Source organism: Pseudoalteromonas sp. NZS11_1 (genome assembly GCF_015864275.1).
Taxonomy (GTDB): Bacteria; Pseudomonadota; Gammaproteobacteria; order Enterobacterales; family Alteromonadaceae; genus Pseudoalteromonas; species Pseudoalteromonas arctica.
This window is the reverse complement of sequence record NZ_JADYXK010000019.1, coordinates 49,003-70,754: the sequence shown is the minus strand read 5'-3', so window position 1 is coordinate 70,754 and position 21,752 is coordinate 49,003. Positions and strand designations below refer to the sequence as shown.

The 21,752-nt window shown below is 37.0% G+C and carries 22 protein-coding genes; 11 read left to right on the top strand and 11 right to left on the bottom strand.

Annotated features, from left to right (window positions below; genetic code table 11):
- Positions 1–161 precede the first annotated feature (161 nt).
- Positions 162–593 carry a DUF3859 domain-containing protein gene (locus I6F44_RS13830; protein WP_197173982.1) on the top strand — a complete coding sequence of 144 codons (432 nt, stop codon included), beginning with the start codon at positions 162–164 and terminating at the stop codon, positions 591–593.
- A 102-nt stretch (positions 594–695) separates the two neighbouring features.
- On the opposite strand, the gene I6F44_RS13825 is transcribed toward I6F44_RS13830, so the two are convergent.
- From I6F44_RS13825 to acuR, 3 genes are all read right to left on the bottom strand, one after another.
- The gene (locus tag I6F44_RS13825) at positions 696–1,112 is read right to left on the bottom strand and encodes a VF530 family DNA-binding protein (RefSeq protein ID WP_007582761.1); all 417 of its coding nucleotides are present in this window, start codon (positions 1,110–1,112) and stop codon (positions 696–698) included.
- A 72-nt stretch (positions 1,113–1,184) separates the two neighbouring features.
- Positions 1,185–2,177: an acrylyl-CoA reductase (NADPH) gene (gene acuI, locus I6F44_RS13820; RefSeq protein WP_197173981.1), complete on the bottom strand. Its 993-nt coding sequence runs from the start codon at positions 2,175–2,177 to the stop codon at positions 1,185–1,187.
- Positions 2,178–2,226: 49 nt separating this feature from the next.
- Positions 2,227–2,862 (bottom strand): acrylate utilization transcriptional regulator AcuR, encoded by a 636-nt coding sequence (gene acuR, locus I6F44_RS13815; protein WP_197112792.1) that lies wholly within the window; start codon positions 2,860–2,862, stop codon positions 2,227–2,229.
- Positions 2,863–3,271: 409 nt separating this feature from the next.
- Between acuR and rmf the strand changes: the two genes are divergently transcribed.
- Positions 3,272–3,442, top strand: coding sequence for a ribosome modulation factor (rmf, locus tag I6F44_RS13810; protein ID WP_002960897.1), 171 nt, complete (start codon positions 3,272–3,274; stop codon positions 3,440–3,442).
- A gap of 102 nt (positions 3,443–3,544) precedes the next feature.
- Here the strand turns inward: rmf and fabA are convergent, their stop codons facing one another.
- Positions 3,545–4,060, bottom strand: a complete 516-nt coding sequence (gene fabA, locus I6F44_RS13805) for a bifunctional 3-hydroxydecanoyl-ACP dehydratase/trans-2-decenoyl-ACP isomerase (RefSeq protein WP_007582756.1) — start codon at positions 4,058–4,060, stop codon at positions 3,545–3,547.
- A 203-nt stretch (positions 4,061–4,263) separates the two neighbouring features.
- Here fabA and I6F44_RS13800 point away from each other — a divergent pair, with 203 nt between their 5' ends.
- Genes I6F44_RS13800 through I6F44_RS13790 form a run of 3 tightly spaced genes read left to right on the top strand, consistent with a single transcriptional unit; the run spans position 4,264 to position 6,369 of the window.
- On the top strand, positions 4,264–5,121 hold the full coding sequence (locus I6F44_RS13800; protein ID WP_197173980.1) for a 6-carboxytetrahydropterin synthase: 858 nt from the start codon (positions 4,264–4,266) through the stop codon (positions 5,119–5,121).
- Positions 5,114–5,932: a M23 family metallopeptidase gene (locus I6F44_RS13795; RefSeq protein WP_197173979.1), complete on the top strand. Its 819-nt coding sequence runs from the start codon at positions 5,114–5,116 to the stop codon at positions 5,930–5,932. Before I6F44_RS13800 ends, I6F44_RS13795 begins: the two co-directional genes overlap by 8 nt.
- Positions 5,933–5,937: 5 nt before the next feature.
- Positions 5,938–6,369, top strand: coding sequence for an acyl-CoA thioesterase (locus I6F44_RS13790; protein ID WP_024606895.1), 432 nt, complete (start codon positions 5,938–5,940; stop codon positions 6,367–6,369).
- Positions 6,370–6,627: 258 nt separating this feature from the next.
- Here the strand turns inward: I6F44_RS13790 and I6F44_RS13785 are convergent, their stop codons facing one another.
- From I6F44_RS13785 to I6F44_RS13765, 5 genes are read right to left on the bottom strand one after another with little or no spacing between them, the layout of a single operon-like run.
- Positions 6,628–7,950, bottom strand: a complete 1,323-nt coding sequence (locus I6F44_RS13785; protein ID WP_197173978.1) for a Na+/H+ antiporter family protein — start codon at positions 7,948–7,950, stop codon at positions 6,628–6,630.
- Between the two features lie 8 nt (positions 7,951–7,958).
- Positions 7,959–9,929 (bottom strand): transglutaminase family protein, encoded by a 1,971-nt coding sequence (locus I6F44_RS13780; RefSeq protein ID WP_197173977.1) that lies wholly within the window; start codon positions 9,927–9,929, stop codon positions 7,959–7,961.
- Positions 9,929–10,915, bottom strand: a complete 987-nt coding sequence (locus tag I6F44_RS13775; RefSeq protein ID WP_197173976.1) for a DUF58 domain-containing protein — start codon at positions 10,913–10,915, stop codon at positions 9,929–9,931. Before I6F44_RS13775 ends, I6F44_RS13780 begins: the two co-directional genes overlap by 1 nt.
- A gap of 6 nt (positions 10,916–10,921) precedes the next feature.
- Entirely contained in the window at positions 10,922–11,827 is a 906-nt protein-coding gene (locus I6F44_RS13770; protein ID WP_197173975.1) for an AAA family ATPase, read from the bottom strand.
- Between the two features lie 13 nt (positions 11,828–11,840).
- Positions 11,841–12,224 (bottom strand): response regulator, encoded by a 384-nt coding sequence (locus I6F44_RS13765; RefSeq protein WP_096793086.1) that lies wholly within the window; start codon positions 12,222–12,224, stop codon positions 11,841–11,843.
- 529 nt (positions 12,225–12,753) lie between these two features.
- Between I6F44_RS13765 and I6F44_RS13760 the strand changes: the two genes are divergently transcribed.
- The 6 genes from I6F44_RS13760 (at position 12,754) to I6F44_RS13735 (ending at position 19,611) form a co-directional block, all read left to right on the top strand.
- Complete coding sequence (locus I6F44_RS13760; RefSeq protein WP_197173974.1) at positions 12,754–14,082, top strand: hypothetical protein; 1,329 nt, start codon at positions 12,754–12,756, stop codon at positions 14,080–14,082.
- 152 nt (positions 14,083–14,234) lie between these two features.
- Positions 14,235–15,539 (top strand): ABC transporter substrate-binding protein, encoded by a 1,305-nt coding sequence (locus I6F44_RS13755; RefSeq protein WP_197173973.1) that lies wholly within the window; start codon positions 14,235–14,237, stop codon positions 15,537–15,539.
- 146 nt (positions 15,540–15,685) lie between these two features.
- The gene (locus tag I6F44_RS13750) at positions 15,686–16,558 is read left to right on the top strand and encodes a carbohydrate ABC transporter permease (RefSeq protein ID WP_165728623.1); all 873 of its coding nucleotides are present in this window, start codon (positions 15,686–15,688) and stop codon (positions 16,556–16,558) included.
- A 2-nt stretch (positions 16,559–16,560) separates the two neighbouring features.
- Entirely contained in the window at positions 16,561–17,391 is an 831-nt protein-coding gene (locus I6F44_RS13745; protein WP_024589367.1) for a carbohydrate ABC transporter permease, read from the top strand.
- Positions 17,392–17,401: 10 nt separating this feature from the next.
- Positions 17,402–18,403, top strand: coding sequence for an ABC transporter ATP-binding protein (locus I6F44_RS13740; RefSeq protein WP_197173972.1), 1,002 nt, complete (start codon positions 17,402–17,404; stop codon positions 18,401–18,403).
- 248 nt (positions 18,404–18,651) lie between these two features.
- Positions 18,652–19,611, top strand: coding sequence for a sugar-binding transcriptional regulator (locus I6F44_RS13735; protein WP_002960874.1), 960 nt, complete (start codon positions 18,652–18,654; stop codon positions 19,609–19,611).
- Positions 19,612–20,031: 420 nt separating this feature from the next.
- Here the strand turns inward: I6F44_RS13735 and I6F44_RS13730 are convergent, their stop codons facing one another.
- On the bottom strand, positions 20,032–20,856 hold the full coding sequence (locus I6F44_RS13730; RefSeq protein ID WP_197173971.1) for an alpha/beta fold hydrolase: 825 nt from the start codon (positions 20,854–20,856) through the stop codon (positions 20,032–20,034).
- A 460-nt stretch (positions 20,857–21,316) separates the two neighbouring features.
- Positions 21,317–21,742, bottom strand: coding sequence for a response regulator (locus tag I6F44_RS13725; protein WP_197173970.1), 426 nt, complete (start codon positions 21,740–21,742; stop codon positions 21,317–21,319).
- Positions 21,743–21,752: the final 10 nt, after the last annotated feature.

The following is a 21,752-nucleotide window of genomic DNA, read 5'->3' as shown; positions in this document are numbered from 1 at the left end:
TTGTGCAAATAGTGTGTAAACAATGATGACAAATTAGCAATTATGTAAATAGGCGGAGTATTAAAGCTAAGTTGAGATTTAACTTTATGAGATTGTGTTTTATTTTAAAATTTCAAAAAGTTAAACTAATGCCAAAATAGCTAACATAAAAGGCTACCTTAATGGCTAAAACAAAACCTGTAGTGACGTTACAAAGTCACGGTATTTACTCTAAGTGGGATAGCGAAAGTAAAGCGTTGCCACAAATAGAGCAATTTACAACAAATGTAATAGCTGAGGTAGATATTGAGTTTGGCTTAATCGTAAATATCAAAAAAGGTAAAGGCGAAAAGCTTCATTATTGTATTTACCATCCTGATATTCCAGGTAGTAACGGTGATGTAATGGATCCTTTTGAAGGCGATGTATACGTTAAAAACAGTGATTGGAACTTTTATTTAGGCGATACACTTTGGCTGCCGATAGAAAATAAATTGGGTGATTGGCGAATGACGATTGAACTAAATGGAAAAATCATTGCTGATAAAACTTTTAATGTGGCATTAGAGGCAGAGCGCACCGCAACAGATTTTTGGAAAAACCGAGGGTACTAATTGTTATTTATTGGCTATGTAAGGCGGATATAATTGAAGTTAATGAGAAAATAGTCGAAGAGCTATTTATAAACAGCTCTTCAACCTTAAATTAGTATGTTTTTAGTTACCCCAAGGATTACTAGAATTAGAACGCTGCTTACGATCGCGAGCACGTTGCTTAGATTCTTTTTTCTCTACAATACGTTTAGCATCAACAAAACTAAGTTCACACGGCTCACCCGGTTTATGATCAGCTGGGATCACACGATCTCGTGGTGGTAGTTCGTATTGAACATCATCAGGCTTAGGTAAGTTTTTAAGGCGGTAAAGGTAAAAGTTATCTACTTTTTCTTGTGCCCATTGTGTTTTACGTAAAAATTTAACCGCAGACTTAACATCAGGATTATTTTTAAAGCAGTTAAGTTGTAAATAAGCGTGCAGGAGTTCCCACCCGTATTGTTCAACCAGCTCTTCAACCACTTGTTCTAATTTTACGCCTTGCAGTGGGTTATTACTGAAAAGTTCTTGGTTGCTCATAGGTGTTGCCTCGTTATTAAAATACAAATTGCATTATAAATTTAATAACGAGGCTTTAACAGAGTAAATATCTTAACTTTGGCAATTAACTACAACACGACCACGAATTTTACCTTCCATAAGTTGCTCTGCGTTATCAATTACATGTTCGAGAGATATTTCTGTCGAGATTTTATCTAAATAATCGGCGCTTACTAATTTAGCTAAACGATCCCATGCTTCAATTCTGTCGGCTTTAGGGCGCATTACGCTATCAATCCCCATTAACGATATGCCACGTAATATGAATGGCGCAACTGACCCTGGTAAATCCATACCTTGTGCAAGTCCGCAGGCGGTTACTACGCCACCATATTTTAATGATGCACAAATATTGGCAAGTGTATGGCTCCCTACAGAGTCTATTGCCCCTGCAAAGCGCTCTTTTTGGAGGGGCTTACCTGGATTTGAAAGCTCATTTCTATCAATTACGTGTTTAGCGCCTAACTCTTTTAAATACTCACTTTGATCTAATCGGCCCGTTGCTGCTGTTACGTTAAACCCAAGTTGATTTAATAAATAAATAGCAAAGCTGCCTACGCCACCATTAGCACCCGTTACCAGTATTTCGCCAGACTCAGGCGTAATACCTTGTTTTTCGAGAGCTATAACACTTAGCATGGCGGTATAACCGGCTGTACCTATTTGCATCGCTTGCTTTGGTGAAATACCAGTAGGTAAGGGGATTAACCAATCGCTATTAAGTGCTGCTTTTTGAGCAAGCCCGCCCCAATGTTTTTCACCTACACCAAAGCCATTTAATATTACGTTATCGCCGTTTTTAAATTCATCGCTGGTGGAATTTGTAACCGTACCCACTAAATCAATACCTGGCACCATAGGAAAACTGCGTACAACGGGGCCTTTGCCAGTAATTGCTAAACCATCTTTATAGTTAAGTGTGCTGTATAGCACGTCGATAGATACGTTTTCGTTTGGTAAATCACTATTTTCGATAGTTGATAATGAAGCGCTATAGTTATTATCTTCTTTATTAATAACAATGGCTTTAATTGGGTTACTCATGGGATATCCTTTTAGACCGATCGTCTTTTAATTGGTAAATAAAAACGCATTAGGTTAATAATGCGCGTAAAAACATTTCTGTATACAAAGTAAGTGGAGTATTTGATTTTGTGAGCTTGGCGCGCATAACAGCACCTTCCCAACCAATCCAAAAGTACTCACTCATCAATTTTGTATTTACATGGCTTGCAATAGTGCCTTGTTGCTTAGCTTGGTTTAAGCAAACCTCTACATAGTTTTGCCAAGCTGTGTAGCTTTGCATTAATCTGGTTTTAAACTCTTCACTTAAATGGTTAAGCTCTTGATTTAAGTTACCGACTAAACAGCCACGTTTGTAATCGTATTTTTTCATCCCTTTAATTGCGCTTTGAGTAAAATTAACGATTCGCTCAAGTGGGGGTACATCTTCTTGCTGTAGGTAATGGGTAAGCTTGGCAATAAAATAACTGTCGTATGCATCAACTAACGCAATACCGTAGGCTTCTTTACTTTTAAAGTAATGATAAAAAGAGCCTTTAGGTACAGCCGCTTTTTTTAAAATAGTATCGAGCCCCGTGGCGCTAAAACCAAATTCAGTTAGGGTTTCTAGGCCCGTGCGAATAAGTAACGCTTTTGTATCGGCGTTTTCTCTGGCTATTTTAGGTGGGCGACCACGGCGTATTGGTGTTGATGTGTTTTTGTTCATGAACTCATATTAGACCGATCGACTTTAAATAATCAAGTATAAATTTAAATTGTTTAAAAATAGTTCAAATTTAGGGGCGGGCTACTAATTTAAGATTAATGAAATAAAAGTGTCACGATTACATTTTTGTTTGGAACTTAGTCAATATTAGTCGGTCACAATTAAAGCACACAAGTGCTTTTCAGCGATTATTAAATCGCCAATTTGTTATTACGAACCGGTCAAATTAAATGTTGTATGACCACTTACTTTTTTAAATGTTAATTCATTTTTGCATCAGCAGCTTAGTTAAAGTCAAACAATTTAATTGCTTTTACAATTTGAATTTTACATTTTTATTAACTATTCATTAAATGTAGATTTCACTAATGCTACACAATATATAAATAAAAAGGTGAGGATATTACCGATGAAGAGACAGAAAAGAGATCGTTTAGAAAGAGCTCATTCTCAAGGTTTTAAAGCAGGTTTAGCAGGTCGCTCAAAAGAGCTATGCCCTTATCAACAAGTAGATCCAAAATCAGAGTGGTTAGGAGGTTGGCGTGAAGCGATTGAAAATCGCAACATGTACAAAACCTAAAATCAATAATCGAATTTAAGCAAAAAGGCCTCCACATTGGAGGCCTTTTTGTTTGTGCGTTAACTTTTAAACTAAACCCTAAACAGAATTTAGTTTAAGTAATTAAAACGCGCTAGTGTCTTGAAATAAGCCCACTTTTAAATCTTTTGCTTCGTAGATTACTCGGCCATCTACTTCTACAGTGCCATCAGCAACGCCCATAAATAATTTACGTTTAATTACGCGTTTCATTACAAGACGGTAAGTTACTTTTTTATTAGTTGGTAAAATTTGGCCAGTAAATTTAACTTCACCCACACCTAGCGCACGACCAAGACCAGGGCCACCAGACCAACCTAAGTAAAAGCCAACTAGTTGCCACATAGCATCTAATCCTAAACAACCTGGCATTACTGGGTCGCCTTTAAAATGGCAATCGAAAAACCACAGGCTAGGGTCAATATCAAGCTCAGCAACAATTTCGCCTTTACCATGAATTCCGCCATCAGCAGTAATAGAGGTAATGCGGTCCATCATTAACATGTTGTCACTTGGTAAACGGCAGTTGCCTTCACCAAACATTTCACCTTGACCACACAGGATCAAATCTTCTTTTGTATAGCTATTTTTAGGTTCCATAACACTTATCTTCGCTTAGAAATTGCCAAGTACTTTAGCGTACACTTGTACGCTAAACAACTCGGAGCAGTTAAAAAATCAAAATATTGCATATTAAATCATCAATCAATCAGCGCGATTGGTTTTTGCACTATAAAACCGCGCAATTACAATCAGAAATCATTATAATTAACGCTGTCTTATAACCAGTCTAAAGGAAGTTTATGATCCTTTTTGTTAACTCACTAACTGTGATTGATTTTTCTTACTTATGTAACAAACGCGGCGCCGTTGGCGAGAGCTGGATTGTTGATTTAACTTTGCACGGTAAACTTAACGAAGAGTCTATGGTTTTAGACTTTGGTTTAGTTAAAAAGCAAATTAAAGGCATTATAGATGAGTGTATTGATCACCGTTTAGCAATTCCTACGGGCCTTAATGGCACTGTATCTGAATTTGACGAGCATAAAACACTCGACTGTACATTTGGTGAAACCAACCACTTAGCTATGAGTGCTCCTCATCAAGCTTATTGCATGATTAACGCAGACGAAGTAACGGTTGAATCGGTTACTGAATTTTTAATTGCGACTATTTTACCGAAGCTACCAGATAACATTGAAAAAATTGAGCTGTCTCTTAAGCCTGAGCACAGCCAAAGCTTTTACTATCATTACAGCCATGGCCTTAAAAAGCATGACGGTAATTGCCAACGTATTATTCATGGGCATCGTTCTCAAATTGGTATTAGCCTAGATGGCATCTCTATGCCGCGCTTGCAAAAAGAATGGTCTCAAAAGTGGGAAGATATTTACTTAGCCACCAGTGAAGATCAAATTAACGCACCTGATTTAAAACACATAACAGCCAAAGCGGGTGATGTATGTTTTGCTTATACGTCGGCACAAGGCTATTTTGAAATGGCGATTAGCGAATCCCGTTGCGACATTTTACCAGTAGACACCACTGTAGAATGTATTGCTGAACATGTAGCTGGCCAAATTAAAGCCCAATATCCAGAAAAAGCAGTGAAAGTGACCGCTTATGAAGGTGTTGGAAAAGGATCGATTAGTTATGTTTAAAACACTTTTAGCAACAGCGCTTGTTGCCTCTGCTAGCTTTAGTGCTATGGCGCTTGAGTTAAAAGGGCATTTAACACAAGGCGGTTTAGTTACTGGAAAGCTAGAAAACGCTAAATCAGTAAGCTTAGATGGCAAAAGCTTAAAACTTTCTCCAAATGGTGACTTTGTATTTGGTTTTGGGCGTGACGCTGAAACGACTCATACTTTAAAATGGGTAGATAACACGGGTAAATCTCATTATCAGCCGCTGGCTATAACTAAGCGTGAATATGAAATTGATAAAATTACCGGCGTGGCTAAAAAGTATGTTTCACCGGCAAAAGAAGTCAGTGCACGTATAAGCCGCGAAGCAGTTGCTGTTCGTAAAGCGAGAGAAGTTGACTCTGATTTACTGTACTTTTTAGACCCTGTGTTAAAGCCTGCAGAAGGGCGTATATCGGGTGTTTACGGCAGTCAACGTTATTTTAATGGCGAGCCTCGTCGTCCGCACTTTGGCTTAGACATCGCTAATAAAACAGGTTCTCCTGTTTACGCGCCAATTAGTGGTACCGTGGTATTTTCTGAACCTGATTTATACTACTCAGGCGGTACATTAATTATTGATCATGGCCATGGTATTACCTCAACTTACATTCATTTAAGTAAGCTTGATGTAAAAGTGGGTGACAAAATTAAGCAAGGTAACAAAGTGGCTGAAATTGGTGCAACAGGGCGTGTAACGGGTCCTCACCTAGATTGGCGTTTTAACTGGAAAGGCGAACGCCTTGATCCTGCATTACTAATGCAAGATACATTAGCAAACAAAAAGTAGAGATTATGACTGAAGTAAATCGCGATGCAATAATTGCTCAGCGTATTGAAGACTCAACCACATCGGTAACTAAAACTGTGTTTCCAGGGCGTACTAATCATCACAATACTTTATTTGGTGGTGATGCATTGGCGTGGATGGATGAAGTGGCATTTATAGCTGCTACGCGTTTTTGTCGTAAACCTTTGGTTACCATATCTTCCGATAGAGTTGATTTTAAAGAAGCGATACCAGCAGGTACTTTTGCAGAGTTAATTGCTAAAGTAGTCCATGTAGGTAACACCAGCTTAAAAGTTGATGTAGATATACTATTAGAAACTATGCACAGAGATGATAAGCACTCTGCTATTAGTGGTAGCTTTACGTTTGTAGCTGTAGATGATAACCACAGACCAACACCTGTGGTATGCGATAAAATGATTTATGGTTTTGAGTAGTTTAGAGCTTTAAAGACGCGGTAATAAGCACCTTAATTGGTGCTTATATAAAAAACCAAAAGAACACATCATACTAAAAATTTATTAAATGTAATCTCAACAGCTCAGTTAATATTGACTAATAAAGTAATCAAAATAGAGGAGTAATTGATAGGGATAAGAATTGTTAGAAGCAAAAAAGGTATGCTTTAAACATACCTTTTTAGTTACATTTAGCTTTTAATTAAATTTACGAATACTTACATGCATACATACTACTTAAAGCACCATTGCTGCAATCCAGCCAAATATAAGCAGTGGAATGTTAAAGTGAATAAATGTTGGAATAACAGAGTCTCTAATATGGTCGTGCTGGCCATCGGCATTTAAACCTGATGTTGGGCCAAGCGTTGAGTCTGAAGCAGGGGAGCCTGCATCACCTAAAGCGCCCGCAGTACCAACAAGTGCAGCGGTAGCCATAACAGAAAACCCGAGGTCTAAACACAAAGGAACAAACAAAGTTGCAATAATAGGCACTGTTGAAAACGAACTACCAATTCCCATTGTAATTAATAACCCGACTAACAAAATAACACTGGCGGCCAAAGGTTTATTACCATCAAAAAGTGCGGCGGTGCTGTGTACTAAGCTCGCTACGTCGCCAGTGGCCTGCATAACTGATGCAAAGCCTTGTGCCGATATCATAATAAAACCAATCATCGCCATCATCGCAACGCCTTTACTAAATACGTCGCCGTTTTCTTCCCACTTAACTACACCAAATACACTAAATATCATTACACCTACTAAACCGCCTAAAATCATTGAGCCACTTAGGTTTTGTGCAACAAGTGAGGCAAGTACCGCACAAAGCCCTACAATCATTACTTTTTTAGGGTTTTCTACCTCAGCCGATTTACTCTGAGTAGTTAATGGGAGCTTTGTGTATTCGCGGCGTTTTTTGTAGGTAATAAATACCGCAATAAGTAATCCAATAAACATACCTAATGCAGGAATTATCATCGCCATAGGGACTTGTGTATTTACAATGTCTAGGCCGTTATCAACTAGGTTTTTATGCAAAATAGAATATAAGTAAATACCACCAAAACCATAAGGCAGCACCATATAAGAGGTTGCTAATCCAAATGTTAAAATACACGCTATAGCACGCCTGTCTAGTCTTAACTGATTAAAAACCACGAGTAACGGCGGGATTAAAATAGGAATAAACGCTATGTGTACAGGTACTAAGTTTTGCGAAGAAATCGCACAACCTAAAATAATTAATAAAATGAAGTAACTTAAAAATGTTTCATTCCCACTGCCTTTAGCATTTACTTTAGCAAGTAACTTATCAGCGAGAATGCGTGTTAAACCCGACTTAGAAATAGCAACGGCAAATGCACCGAGCATGGCATAACTTAGTGCAATTTCAGCTCCGGCAGAAAGGCCAGAATTAAATGCATCAACACTTTCTTTTATACCTAAGCCTGCTGTTAAACCAGCAACTAAAGCACTTATGATCATGGCAACAATGACGTTAACGCGAGCCAGAGATAGCCCGAGCATTAAAATAACGCCTATAACAACAGCATTCATAGTATTCTCTATTTGGAAATTTTAATTAATTTTATCAGATCTTTAGCCTGAGTTTTACGCTCTTTCGTAAAAGGTTTTTTACTATAGCGTACTTGGTTAAATAACTGACTAAATGTGTTTATAGATTGTGCAGAATGAGGGAATTTGTCAGCAAAAAAATGTAACTGCTGACTCGGTGTTAAATTATCGGGTATATTTATTTTTTGTTTTTTCGCCCATGCTTTTACTTCATAAAACTCTTTAACCATAGGCGCTAATTTAGCCGGGCGTTTTGGTAAGTTTAAATAAACAAAATAACCTACAAAACAAAAACCAGCTGTTAGTAAAACCATTAATGGTACAAGCCAAATGTTTTTACTACCAAAAATTGATTTTAAAAAATCATTTTGTTTTTCTTCGTCAAAACCAAGTACCCAGCTAGACCATTGATAATCGAGGTTTTCAAGTTCCAACCTTAACCAGTTAATAGCGGGGAAATTACTTAAACTCACTAAACCAAAATCAAGATTACTTTTAAATTCGTCATTCAGCTCTTGGTTTTGCGAAAGTGAGCCATTTAAACGCTCTGGTGCAACAACGGCGGTTGCATCAAAAATAACCCAACCTTCGTTTTGTAAATATACTTCTACCCATGCATGCGCATCGTACTGGCGAACTGTTAGCGTATTATTATCTTGATTTAATTCACCGCCTAAATAACCACTTACTAATCGAGCGGGTATACCTGCGGTTCTAAAAATGTACGCAGCAGCGCTTGCATAATGACCACAAAAACCTCGTTTATTATCAAATAAAAATTGGTCAATTGTATTATCGCCGCTCATAGGAGTGGGTGTTAACGTGTAAGTAAATCCCGTACTTGCAAAGTATTGTAATAAGCTATTGTAAAAATCGCGGTCAGAGTGTGTATTTTGTTTTAAGTTTTTAGCAAGTGATGATGTTTTTACATTCTTTTTATAAGCGAGGTATTTGTAGCGTTTTTCTTCAAATTCGCCAAGCGGTAAAGTTGTAAAGTTAAAGCTATTTACATCGTATTGTAAGTTTTTAGCTTGTCGGCTTTTTTTTCGCAATAAACCTAGCGAATTACCTTCAACATTTTGTGAGTTACTACTGGAGTAGGCTAAACCATAGAGCCATTTTTGTGTAGCAGGCTCTGTAATAACTGAGTAGCTTGAAATAAGTTGCTCATCATTTTCGCTCTCGGTATTTATTTTTAAATTATTATATTTTAAAAAGTCAGATGTAAACCACGCATTGCCATTAAATTCATCATGAACTATTGCTCGCCAATAATAAGGCGCTACAGGTTTTTCTTCGTTAAATTTAGCTCTAAACACAAGCTCGTCAGAATTTGAAAGCTTTGCAATATCGAATGGGTCGACTTGTTCAGAAAGCCCTGTTTTGGCAAGTTTTGGCCCAGGAAGCTGCCAAAAAGCGGGCATTTTTGGTAAAAAAAGCAGTAAAAATATAGCTAATGGAAGCGCTAAAAGCAGTATCTTACCGCTTTGCTTAGAGGCTATTTTTAAATTATGTTTGGATTCAAGTAGGCCAAGCACTGCAAAGTTTAATATGTATAAAGCACTTACCGTTAACGTCGTTAAAATGCTTTGGTTAAATAAATACACCGATGAGAGTGAAAAAAACGTAAGCGTTGTAATAACATGATAGTGTTTTTTGGTTTTAGCCTGCAGCAGCTTAAATAAACTAGCAAGTAGCAGCATAGCCACAAATAAAATAACCGTATCAGACATGCCAACAGTGTAGAGCATTAAACCAAGCGACACACCTGCAAGTATATTTGCCAGCCAAGCATTTGGCTTTGGTTTATTACTCAGCGTTATGTAAAAATTCCAGGCACAAATAAGTGCAAGTACACCAACAAAAACAAGCGGTAAATGGGCTATAAAAAACACAATCAAACATGCATATATAAAACACAGCGAATAATTTATTACTTTTTCGTTTTTAAGTATGTCCATTACACATCACCATTAAATGAGCACAATAACGCTAAACATTGCAGCTTATGCTGCTGTCCGGTATTTGTATTTATTGTTTTACTCGGCAGTTTTAACATAAAAGGGGTGTTTTTCTCGGTTGCTTCACACACTAAAAAGCATAATTGGCTTAAGCGCTGTTCTGTATCTCCATTCATCAACGTAAAATCGAAGAGCGCATTCGCTGTTTTAAAGTCTACAAACTCTTTAACTAATAACTGCTGTGTTTTTGCGTAATGCTTCCACGACACTCTTTGCAATCCCATCTCAGGTAAATGTGGGATTAACGACTCGAACTCTTCGCTGCCAGATTGTGTAGAAATACCTTTATCGGCTTGCTCATCAAGCACAGAAACATGCGCATCACTGTGTACTTGTTCAAGCGACGGGTATACAAATACATCTTCTTGTAATTGAATGTAGCTCCAAACAGTTATTAAACCAAAGGGATAGTTACTCGCTATTTTAATACGTTGCACTGAGTACTTACCGCGTGAGCTGTAGGGTAAGTTGAGTGTAAGTAACTGAGGTTTACTATTAACTTGGCCGGTATGTTTGTGAGTTTGCTCACTACCTTGATATGTTAAATTAATAGATTGGGTTAGTGAAGGGCTTTGTAATTCAAATACAATACTCGGTTTTTGGGGGGCGTAGCTGTTAAATGCATCTTTAAATTTAACCGTTAAGCCTTTAGCGTTACTGTAGCCCATTAATACAGCAATAATCATCACCACAAACATAAGATAAGACATTATTAAAATTAAATTATTTTGATAATTAATGCCCATTACAAAGTTTAAAATAGCCACAATTACAAAGTACCAACCTAGGGACGATGGCAATACATAAATTGTTCTGTGTTCAAGTGTAATTGAGTTTTTTAAATGCTTATTTTTTAATAACTTATTAAATAAACTTTGCTTAAATGATTTAAAGAAAGAAGGGCGCTTAGCTGTTTTTTTTGGCATAAAAGCTTATACCGGAACTAAAACGTTTTTTAAAATATCATTTACCTGCGCCTCACCCGACTCATTATGTAAACCTAATCGATGCTGACACACACTTGAAAATACGGCTTGAACATCCTCTGGCATTACAAAGTCACGGCCATCAATAAAGGCCCACGACCTAGCCGCTTTAGCGAGAGCCATACTGGCACGAGGTGATAACGATGCAGCAAACGCATTGCTTGTGCGTGTGTAATTAACAAGCTCAATAATGTAGTCAACTACTGGACTACTTAAAGTAATTTGGCTTATCTGGGTTTGAATTGCCGCTAACGCTTGTTGGTTAATACGCTGTGGTAATTGGCTATAATCTCGTTTTTGCATATTCAAAATTAAGCGTTTTTCGGCATCTTTAGGAGGAAACCCCAAGCTTATGCGCATTAAAAAACGGTCTAATTGTGACTCGGGTAACGGATAAGTACCCGATTGATACAGCGGGTTTTGTGTTGCAATCACAAAAAATGGATTTGGCAGCGTATATTTTTTTCCATCTACTGTTACTTGTTGCTCTTCCATTGCTTCAAGCAACGCACTTTGTGTTTTGGGGCCTGCGCGGTTTATTTCATCTGCTAAAACTACTTGGCTAAAAATAGGGCCTTTATGAAACGTAAAGCTATGCTCGGTAGAGTTAAATACATTAGTCCCAAGAATATCAGCAGGAAGAAGATCACTAGTAAATTGTATACGTTGATATGATAAACCTAATACAGCTGACAATGCATGAGAGAGAGTGGTTTTTCCCATACCAGGCAAATCTTCAATGAGTAAATGCCCTTCGCTAAATAAGCATGTAAGTGCCAGTTTTATTTGCTGTTGTTTACCAAATATAACAGTCGAAAGATCTTCTATAATCGCAGTAACAGTACTATGCATGCTAACCTTATTATTATTCTATTATTTCAAGACGCTTCATTACAGTGTCGACTTTTTTTGTGTTAAAGGGTTTTGCAATAAAGCCTTTAGCACCCATTTCCCACGTGTTTTGTACGTTTTCGAGACTATTGTGGCCCGAACACATAACAACATGAGTGTGTGGGTAAGCACTATTAATGTATTCCAATATCTCTTCACCGTTAGAGTCAGGTAAATCGACATCTACAAATATTACGCCTGGCGGTTTATTGTCCATAATAGGTTTAGCAGAGCTAAAATCAGCGCTTTCTAATATATCTTCAAACCCTAAGTCAGTTAAAATTTGGTTTAGATAATCACGAATTTCCTTAACGTCATCAATAATGAGGATGGGCTCTAGCGGGCGAACAAATTCCATATGTAGGTTACTTCTATTTTGAATACATCTAAGTGCTTTAATACTAAGCTAACCCCATCATAAGCTCAAGAACGTTACTTAAAAAACACTAATAAATAAACTGTTTATAGGTTTGCCCAATAACCTATTTTTAAAGGATTACCTGCTTTCATATCTTTTACTAACTTATATTTTCATTAATTGTATTGAACAATAATGACGCATCTACAATAAATTCGTTAACCCAACACCTTATTTCCTCAAAGTTTGATGTAACAAATTTGCTACTTAACTTATTGATTCAAAAATATTTACATATGAATTCGATTTTTTGTAAACGTTTTGTAATAAAAAATCGTTGACCTTCTAAATTCATTCTGTGATTATGCTCAGCAGATGAGCTTATGCTCATAAGTGCAACTTCATTAGCTATTTAATGTTTTGCTCAGCCAGCCTCATCTACACACACTGAATTAATACCAATTTCATTAAATGAATATGCAATTTAATAAAGTTGGCATCACACACCACACTAAATAAAGAGCTTATTATGTTGAATAATAAAAAGACTAAATTTGCAATTTCTCTCATAGCGGCAGCTATGGCTACATCGGCTCCAGCACAGGCTGATATTTCTGAATATTTAGATCGCGTTGACGTAGACTTTTTACTAATGCAAAACTTTCAGTCAATTCAAGCTAAAGACGGCGCATTTCGTCCAGAAGATGAAGAACAAGAATCAGGATTTGGCCGTATTAGAGCTAATCTAATGCTTAAATTTCATATTAACGAGTTCATCACTGCCGATATAGATATTGCAGAAGAGCCTAATGACTTTGGTGGCGAAGATCGTGACTTTTCATTTCACAACGATTTTGCAGGTGTTGAATTTGACTTACTAGGTCTATATGGCACACCAAAAGAAAACGCAAATTTAACACTGCGTTTGGGTAATATTGGTGGCTCACCATTTCAATTTAAAGGTTTTCAAGACGGCGCAGATAACCAAAATAATGCACTTATTGGTAATGGTATTACCGATTACGCAACCGCAGAAAACGGCGCACAGCTAAGTTACAGCGAAACTTTCGATAGTGGTGTAGTACGTGCTTATAATGTTACAGGTCACATTACGACTTCTAGTTTTGGTGAAGCGTTTCAAGAGGACAGAGGTTATAACTACCGACTTCAAGGTACTCTAGAATTTGAAGGTGGCTTTAAAGCAGGCTTAAACTTATTAAAGGCGAATCAAGGCGACCAGTTACGTTTTGAAAACGGTGTAGCCAGTCTTGATGGTGTAACCACAACAAACTATCGCTTTGGCGATGGTGAAAACTATAATTTCTCGGCGTCACCTTCAAACGAGCGTGACACTCACGTTGGCGCAATGCCAGGGCTTGAGCAATCAATCATCCAGCTTAACTTAGCTTATCAACCATCTGACGAAACTAGCTTAATTTTTATGGTTGGTAAATCATCTGATGACTACACATTCGCAGATGCCGCTGGTAATGCAGTTGCCGGTATTACCTACTTTGGTACAAACGGTATAGCAGATGAAAATGGCACTACTTTTGATTCAAACAGTGTAATAGAAGGCGACTCATCGGTTGAGTACTTCGTGTTTGAAGCACAACAATATATTATTCCTAAAAAGCTATATGTAGCGGCTCGTTATGCAGAAGCCGAAAACACTTCCGACTTAATTGAACAAACAGACAACACAGTAGAGCGTATTCAAGTAGCCGCAGGTTACTGGTTTAACGATAAAACGCTTTTAAAAGTTGAGTATGTTAACCAAGAAGAAGGTGTTAATTCGGGCGGCCAAATCGGTAAAGGATTTGACGGCTTCACTTCTGAAATATCTGTTAAATTTTAAATCATTATCCAACTAGTCTAACTATTTAAACAAAGGACCTAAAAAGGCACTTTGCGGGCAGTTTTATGCGTTAAAACTGCCATAAATAGAATTGGCAATAGATTGAAATTTAATAGCACTTGTTAAAACATAACGTGTATGGGGAATACCCGATGAAAAATAAATTAATTATGCTCGCTTGTGGCTTTATAAGCATGGGCGCTGCGGCAAAAGAAACAATTACAATAGCGACTGTTAACAATGGTGACATGATCACCATGAAAGAATTAAGCAGTGACTTTACCAGCCAAAACCCTGATATAGACCTAAAATGGGTTACTCTAGAGGAAAACATTCTTCGCCAACGTGTCACTACCGATGTTGCAACAAAAGGCGGCCAATACGATGTTATGACCATAGGTACTTATGAAGTACCTATTTGGGGCAAGCAAAATTGGCTAAAAGAGCTGGATAATTTAGGTAAAAACTACGATTTAGACGATTTAATCCCAGCAATTCGAAGTGGTTTAACGATTAACGACAAGCTTTATGCTGCACCATTTTATGGTGAAAGTTCAATGGTCATGTACCGCACTGACTTAATGGAAAAAGCAGGGCTGACAATGCCTAAAGCCCCAACATGGGACTTTATACGCAAAGCTGCCAAAGCCATGACCGATAAAAAAGAAGGTGTTTATGGTCTTTGTTTACGTGGTAAAGCGGGTTGGGGCGAAAACGTTGCGCTTATTACATCCATGGCAAATTCGTTTGGTGCGCGTTGGTTTGATGAAAATTGGAAACCTCAGTTTAATACCCCAGAGTGGGAAAATACCCTTCAGTATTATGTCGATGTGATGAAAGAATCTGGTCCTGCTGGTTCATCTGCAAACGGTTTTAATGAAAACCTTGCACTATTTCAAACCGGAAAATGTGGTATTTGGATTGATGCAACCGTTGCAGGCGCATTTGTTACTAACAAAAAAGACTCAGAAGTTGCCGATAAAGTCGGGTTTGCACTTGCACCAGATAACGGCCTAGGTAAACGCGGTAACTGGTTATGGTCTTGGACTTTAGCCGTACCGGCAAGCAGCAAAAAACCAGATGCCGCAATGAAATTTATTAGCTGGGCAACATCTAAAGAATACACTCAACTTGTAGCCGACAAAAAAGGTTGGGCAAAAGTACCGCCAGGTACACGTAAATCACTTTACAGTAATCAAAAGTACATGGACGCAGCACCGTTTGCGCAAATTACCTTAGATTCTATTCAATCTGCAGATCCTAAAAATCCAACCATTAAACCGGTGCCTTACGTAGGTATTCAGTTTGTTGCTATTCCTGAGTTTCAAGGAATTGGTACAGCTGTTGGGCAACAATTCTCAGCAGCATTAACTGGCCAAATGACCGTTAAGCAAGCGCTTAGTACGTCTCAGCACCTCGTTGAGCGAACAATGCGTAAAGCTCGCTATCCTAAATAGCATGTAATGGGCGGGTAAGTACTCAAACTTACCCAATATTTTATGTCAATTCTATTTACTTGTTAGTTATAAACGCTATCAAGGGTTTCTGATTTTCACTTGATAGTTAACAAGTAAATAGAATTGGCTTTTTTAAGGTCACCTTTATGGCAACAACTAACTCGCGCACGCTTGCTCGGTTTATGCTTCTTCCAAGTGTAATTTTATTACTTGCTTGGATGATAGTTCCGCTGTGTATGACACTGTATTTTTCTTTTATTGATTACAACTTACTCGTTCCAGGGGATAAAGAGTTTGTAGGCTTTTTAAACTATGAATTTTTCCTAACTGATCCGGCTTTTGTTGAATCATTTTTTAACACGCTCTACCTAGTAACTGGGGTTTTACTGATCACTATTTGTGGTGGTATTGGCTTAGCTATTTTACTAGACCAAGCAATATGGGGACGAAACTACGTTCGCATTATGGTACTAGCCCCATTTTTTGTAATGCCAACTGTGTCGGCATTGGTATGGAAAAACATGCTAATGAACCCAGTTAATGGCTTATTTGCACACTTTGCGATTTGGCTTGGCTTTGAACCTATCGACTTTTTTGCTCAAATACCGTTATTTTCAATCATCATAATTGTGTCTTGGCAGTGGTTACCGTTTGCAGCATTAATATTACTCACAGCTATACAATCTTTAGACCGCGAGCAATTAGAAGCGGCTGATTTGGACGGAGCAGGCCCATTTAGTAAGTTTTTTTACATCGTTTTACCGCACTTATCGCGAGCTGTAACTGCGGTTATTTTAATCGAAACTATATTTTTACTGTCAATTTTTGCTGAAATATTAGTTACAACTAGTGGCGGCCCTGGTTATTCGTCGACCAATATAACGTACTTAATTTACACGCAATCACTACTTCAATTTGATGTAGGTGGCGGTTCGGCAGGGGGCATAGTTGCAGTTATTATTGCAAATATAGTCGCTATATTTTTAATGCGCTTAATAGGCAAAAACTTGGAGGGTTAATAATGACTATAAAAGATAGCCGTCGTTCCAAACTAATTTATACCATTGCAGCATGGACAATAAGCGGCATGATTTTCTTTCCAATTTTATGGACGTTAATCACCAGTTTTAAAACCGAAGCCGAAGCAATTTCAGCAAGCCCAAGCTTATATGCGTTTGATTGGACGCTCGAAAATTACCGAGATGTACTGTCGCGCTCGCCATACTTTACACATTTTTGGAACTCTGTAGTTATATCGCTAGGTTCAAGTTTGCTGGGTTTATTAATTGCGGTACCTGCTGCGTGGTCTATGGCTTTTGTACAAACTAAAAAAACAAAGCATTTATTAATGTGGATGCTTTCAACCAAAATGTTACCGCCAGTAGGCGTACTTATTCCTATTTATTTATTGTTTCGTGACTTTGCGTTACTCGATACAAAATTAGGTTTAGTGATTGTAATGACACTCATTAACTTACCAATAATGGTATGGATGCTGTACACCTACTTTAGAGAAATACCAAACGAAATACTTGAAGCTTCACGTATGGATGGCGCAACAATTGGTGAAGAAATATTTCATGTTTTATTGCCAATAGCCTTACCAGGTATAGCCTCAACGTTATTGCTAAATGTTATTTTATCGTGGAACGAAGCGTTTTGGACACTTATTTTAACCGCTGCAAATGCTGCACCTTTAACGGCATTTATTGCCAGTTACTCAAGCCCTGAGGGGTTATTTTACGCTAAGTTATCGGCAGCATCTGCCATGGCCATTGTGCCAATTTTAATACTTGGTTGGTTTAGTCAAAAACAATTAGTGCGTGGATTAAGTTTCGGCGCAGTAAAATAGGAGAATACACATGGGCAGCATCACACTAAAACAAGTCACTAAAAACTTTGATGAAGTAAACGTAATTAAACCGCTCGACTTAGAAATTAAAGACGGTGAGTTCATCGTTTTTGTCGGTCCGTCGGGCTGTGGTAAATCTACATTACTTCGTATGATCGCAGGTCTTGAAGATACAACCAGTGGCAATATAGAAATTGATGGCATTGACGCTACAAAAACACCGCCTGCAAAAAGAGGCTTAGCAATGGTGTTTCAATCCTACGCGTTGTATCCGCATATGACAGTGCGTAACAATATTGCTTTTCCTTTAAAAAGAGCCAAGGTAAGCCCTGCAGAAATCGAAAGTAAAATTGCTAACGCCGCTAAAATCCTTAATTTGACCGATTATTTAGACCGAAAGCCTGGACAATTGTCGGGCGGTCAGCGCCAGCGTGTAGCGATAGGGCGCGCAATTGTACGCCAACCATCGGCATTTTTATTTGATGAACCACTTTCAAATCTAGATGCATCACTACGTGTAAATATGCGTTTAGAAATATCTGAATTACATAAAAGTTTAGCTACAACAATGGTTTATGTTACACACGATCAGGTTGAAGCCATGACAATGGCAGATAGAATCGCGGTATTTAATGCTGGTATTATTGAACAAGTAGGCACACCTTTAGAGCTTTATAAAAATCCTGTAAACAAATTTGTAGCTGGTTTTATTGGCTCTCCAAAAATGAACTTTATAGATGTTCCACAAAATGAAGATGCGAATGTTAGTTGTATTGGTATACGACCAGAGCATATAACACTCTCTACTGAGCAAGGTACTTGGACTGGAACTGTAGGTGTAATTGAACATTTAGGATCGGAGAGCTTTTTACATATAAATATTGAAGGCAAAGGGACCGTAACAGTAAAAGCAGATGGTGATTGTCCGTTAAAATATGGCGACAGTATTTACCTAAGCGCACCGGCTGATAAAGTATTAAAGTTTGATAATAACGGTCTAACAATTCGCTAGAGCCAATCTTTAATTACCTTAAATAGCACCTTTATAAGGGTGCTATTAACTAAATTCTAATTACATAATCCTATGAAACCTAGGTATTTTTTATTAAGGAATGGTATATTTACAACTATAAATAACAAAAACGTTATTGATAAATAGATACTCCCAAATTAATAAAATAATTTATATAGCAGCACATATAATTAAAATTATGTAATGAAAATAAGGACTTAGTTTTCCTTCTATTTTAAGAGGTTTACGTGGTAAAGCTATCAAATACAGAAATTAGAAAGCTAGATGATGCAGCCAGAGCAGGGTGGTTATATTATGTTGGTGGTAACACACAAGATGAAATTGCTAAAAAGCTAAATATATCTCGTCAATCTGCACAAAGAATGGTCGCATTATCTGTGAGCCAAGGATTAATTAAAGTTAGACTTGACCACCCGATTGCCAAATGTATGGATTTAGCTGAAAAATTAAAAAGCCGTTTTGGGTTAGATTCGTGTGAAGTTGTACCGAGCGATCCATCTGAACCTTCATCTACATTAGGTTTGGCTCAAGCTGGCGCGGCAGAAATAGAACGTCATTTAAAATCAGAACAACCCAAAGTACTTGCTATGGGAACCGGTCGAGTTTTACGTTCATGTGTGGATGAGCTAAGAACCGTTGATTGTCCGCAACATAAAATTGTAGCCATGCTAGGTAATATGGCTTTGGATGGGTCGGCTTCACCTTATGATGTTGTAGTAAGAATGGCCGAACACACCAATGCAAAACATTATCCAATGCCATTGCCAGTTTTACCAAGAAGCATTGAAGAAAAAGAACAGTTACACGCACAACAAAATATTACCGGTAATTTAAAACTCGCTAAAGATGCCGATGTAACATTTGTGGGTATTGGTAGCTTAGGTGAAAAGTCGCCATTACATATAGATGGTTTTATTGATGCGCAAGAACTTAAAGAGCTACAAGATCTTGGTGCTGTTGGTGAAATGATTAGTTGGGTGTTTGATAAAAACGGTAAGCTTTTAGATTGCACAGTTAATCAGCGTGTAGCAAGTACGCCATTAAAAACAAATGCTAACAAACAGATTTATGCGATAGCTGCTGGTGAAGAAAAAGTGTTAGCCATTTTGGGCGCAGTAAGGTCAAACATGATCAGTGGATTAATTACTAACGAATATACAGCTGAGCGTTTACTTAGTATTGATTAAACAAATTGATAAATAAAGTATCTGTATTAGTAATACTTGTTATTGTAATAAAATCACTTAATGTCCGATACCGTCTAGTATTGGACATAGTAGGGGCGCATTTAAGCGCTCTTTCTATATATACATTAACTACCTATAATTTATATTATGTTAAATAGCATAAATAAATACATAACCAAGTTACTCACCTTCATTAATTAACGTATAAACGCGATATTTTGACTATTTAATAAGCATTAACCTACTTATCTTAATAGTTAGTGCCTTACCCATTTACGGTATTAGCTTCTTGAACATATAAAAATACCGCTTGGTTATTAATATAATCAAGCGGTATTACAATGATTGCCTATTCGCCACTTTACCCAATCAAACTTAACGTATTGAAACAAATAGCTTTTTAATAAACCTAGTAATTCACTAGAATGTTTTATTATTCATAAATTCACTAATAAGCTCAGACACTTTATCTGGATGTTCATCAATAACCCAATGAGCGGCTTTATCTATCCAAATCAATGATGAATTTGGAATTGCTTCTTCTAACATTGGCGCATACTTTGGCTTTTGAAACTTGTCTTCTTTACCCCATATTATGAGTGTTTCATGAGGTAAGCTTTTAAGATCGCCTGTAATAGCTTCGGTATATTCTTTATTGAGCCTGCGCATGTTACTAAATAAAGCGGCTTTTCCTTTTTCATTACTCCATGGTGCTAAGTATATTTTCATCAACTCTTCAGTCATTACGCTCGAGTCGTAAACACCTTTGGGCATGAAATCTCTTAATGTATCCACAAATTCAGCTACAGTTGTTTTTTCTTCTACACCTGGTTCTAGCAAAGGTTCAAATTCTGGTATTGGCCAAGAGTCAAAACATACACTATCAATTAAAACCAACCCGTTTACTTTATCCGGATGATTTACAGCCATTAATTGAGCAACACCACCACCAATATCATGTGCAGCAATATTAACTTTAGAAATACCGAGTTCTTCCAAAAACTTACACATTATTCTACATTGCGCATTTATAGATACATCGGTGTTAATTGGCATATCAGATTCACCAAAGTTTAGTAAATCAGGCGCTATTACTCGATATTTTGATGCAAGTTTTGGCATCACATTTCGCCATAAAAATTTATTGGTTGGTATTCCGTGTATCAATAATAAAGGTGTTCCTTGTCCCATTTCTTGATAAGCAATTTGATGACCTTCTACTGTAACGTACTGTGTTTTGCTCATAATTTTGCCTCTTTAACTTTAAAAATTATAATATTTAGTAAACTATAAAATTAGAATATAGCCTTATAAAGCAAATTCCGTCCCAATATGAGTATTTATTAGTTATTAAAAAATCTTAATGTTTTAAAAGTTAAACCCCTGTGATACGTGGGCTCTAGGCTAAATAAATTTACTGACTTTATAATATTGCAGTGTTTAATAATTGTGATTATCAAACCGCTTTAAGAAGTGTGAAACGATGACTCGTATACATGCAACAATTACAAAAGCGTAGTTTGTAATACTTTGAAGGAATAATTTGAAATAATTATTCTTATTAAAGAACTTTTACAAATTTAAATACATTAAAGGTTCATATACGCAAAAGCACTAATAAATATTAGTGCTTTCAAAAATTATAATTTAATTTTTTAGTAAGCTATAAATAAAAAATAGTTAACCGCCCTACTGTTTCAATTTATCATTCCAAGAAATATCTAATATTTTCTATTAATACACTTTGCTTAACTGGCTTCAATAACAGGCCGTTAAACCCAAGCTTCACATACTTGTTATCACTATTTTCGTTTTCACTAAATGTATGAGCGATAATTTTTGTTGCTGATGCGTCAGCATGCTTTCTTATTTTCAGCATTGCGTCGGTGCCTGTAAATTGCGGCATTACTATATCCATTAAAATAATATCGTAAATATTTTGAGAAACCATAATTAGCGCCTCTATAGCACTTGATGCGAAATCTATTAAAATATTTTCTTCGTTAAGCATTTTTCTAATTACTATTTCTATTAGCAAGTCATCATCTACTAAAAGCAGTCGTTTAGTTTTATTTATTGGCGTTACTTTAAACTCGATAACTTCAGCCATATTTTCAATAGTGTTTTTCATGTTTTACCTC

What these genes read in the sequence shown, in the direction of transcription:
- I6F44_RS13830 (WP_197173982.1), top strand. Translation starts at nt 162, where the DNA reads ATGGCTAAAACAAAACCTGTAGTGACGTTACAAAGTCACGGTATTTAC.
- I6F44_RS13825 (WP_007582761.1), bottom strand. Translation starts at nt 1,112, where the DNA reads ATGAGCAACCAAGAACTTTTCAGTAATAACCCACTGCAAGGCGTAAAA.
- acuI (WP_197173981.1), bottom strand. Translation starts at nt 2,177, where the DNA reads ATGAGTAACCCAATTAAAGCCATTGTTATTAATAAAGAAGATAATAAC.
- acuR (WP_197112792.1), bottom strand. Translation starts at nt 2,862, where the DNA reads ATGAACAAAAACACATCAACACCAATACGCCGTGGTCGCCCACCTAAA.
- rmf (WP_002960897.1), top strand. Translation starts at nt 3,272, where the DNA reads ATGAAGAGACAGAAAAGAGATCGTTTAGAAAGAGCTCATTCTCAAGGT.
- fabA (WP_007582756.1), bottom strand. Translation starts at nt 4,060, where the DNA reads ATGGAACCTAAAAATAGCTATACAAAAGAAGATTTGATCCTGTGTGGT.
- I6F44_RS13800 (WP_197173980.1), top strand. Translation starts at nt 4,264, where the DNA reads ATGATCCTTTTTGTTAACTCACTAACTGTGATTGATTTTTCTTACTTA.
- I6F44_RS13795 (WP_197173979.1), top strand. Translation starts at nt 5,114, where the DNA reads ATGTTTAAAACACTTTTAGCAACAGCGCTTGTTGCCTCTGCTAGCTTT.
- I6F44_RS13790 (WP_024606895.1), top strand. Translation starts at nt 5,938, where the DNA reads ATGACTGAAGTAAATCGCGATGCAATAATTGCTCAGCGTATTGAAGAC.
- I6F44_RS13785 (WP_197173978.1), bottom strand. Translation starts at nt 7,950, where the DNA reads ATGAATGCTGTTGTTATAGGCGTTATTTTAATGCTCGGGCTATCTCTG.
- I6F44_RS13780 (WP_197173977.1), bottom strand. Translation starts at nt 9,929, where the DNA reads ATGGACATACTTAAAAACGAAAAAGTAATAAATTATTCGCTGTGTTTT.
- I6F44_RS13775 (WP_197173976.1), bottom strand. Translation starts at nt 10,915, where the DNA reads ATGCCAAAAAAAACAGCTAAGCGCCCTTCTTTCTTTAAATCATTTAAG.
- I6F44_RS13770 (WP_197173975.1), bottom strand. Translation starts at nt 11,827, where the DNA reads ATGCATAGTACTGTTACTGCGATTATAGAAGATCTTTCGACTGTTATA.
- I6F44_RS13765 (WP_096793086.1), bottom strand. Translation starts at nt 12,224, where the DNA reads ATGGAATTTGTTCGCCCGCTAGAGCCCATCCTCATTATTGATGACGTT.
- I6F44_RS13760 (WP_197173974.1), top strand. Translation starts at nt 12,754, where the DNA reads ATGTTGAATAATAAAAAGACTAAATTTGCAATTTCTCTCATAGCGGCA.
- I6F44_RS13755 (WP_197173973.1), top strand. Translation starts at nt 14,235, where the DNA reads ATGAAAAATAAATTAATTATGCTCGCTTGTGGCTTTATAAGCATGGGC.
- I6F44_RS13750 (WP_165728623.1), top strand. Translation starts at nt 15,686, where the DNA reads ATGGCAACAACTAACTCGCGCACGCTTGCTCGGTTTATGCTTCTTCCA.
- I6F44_RS13745 (WP_024589367.1), top strand. Translation starts at nt 16,561, where the DNA reads ATGACTATAAAAGATAGCCGTCGTTCCAAACTAATTTATACCATTGCA.
- I6F44_RS13740 (WP_197173972.1), top strand. Translation starts at nt 17,402, where the DNA reads ATGGGCAGCATCACACTAAAACAAGTCACTAAAAACTTTGATGAAGTA.
- I6F44_RS13730 (WP_197173971.1), bottom strand. Translation starts at nt 20,856, where the DNA reads ATGAGCAAAACACAGTACGTTACAGTAGAAGGTCATCAAATTGCTTAT.
- I6F44_RS13725 (WP_197173970.1), bottom strand. Translation starts at nt 21,742, where the DNA reads ATGAAAAACACTATTGAAAATATGGCTGAAGTTATCGAGTTTAAAGTA.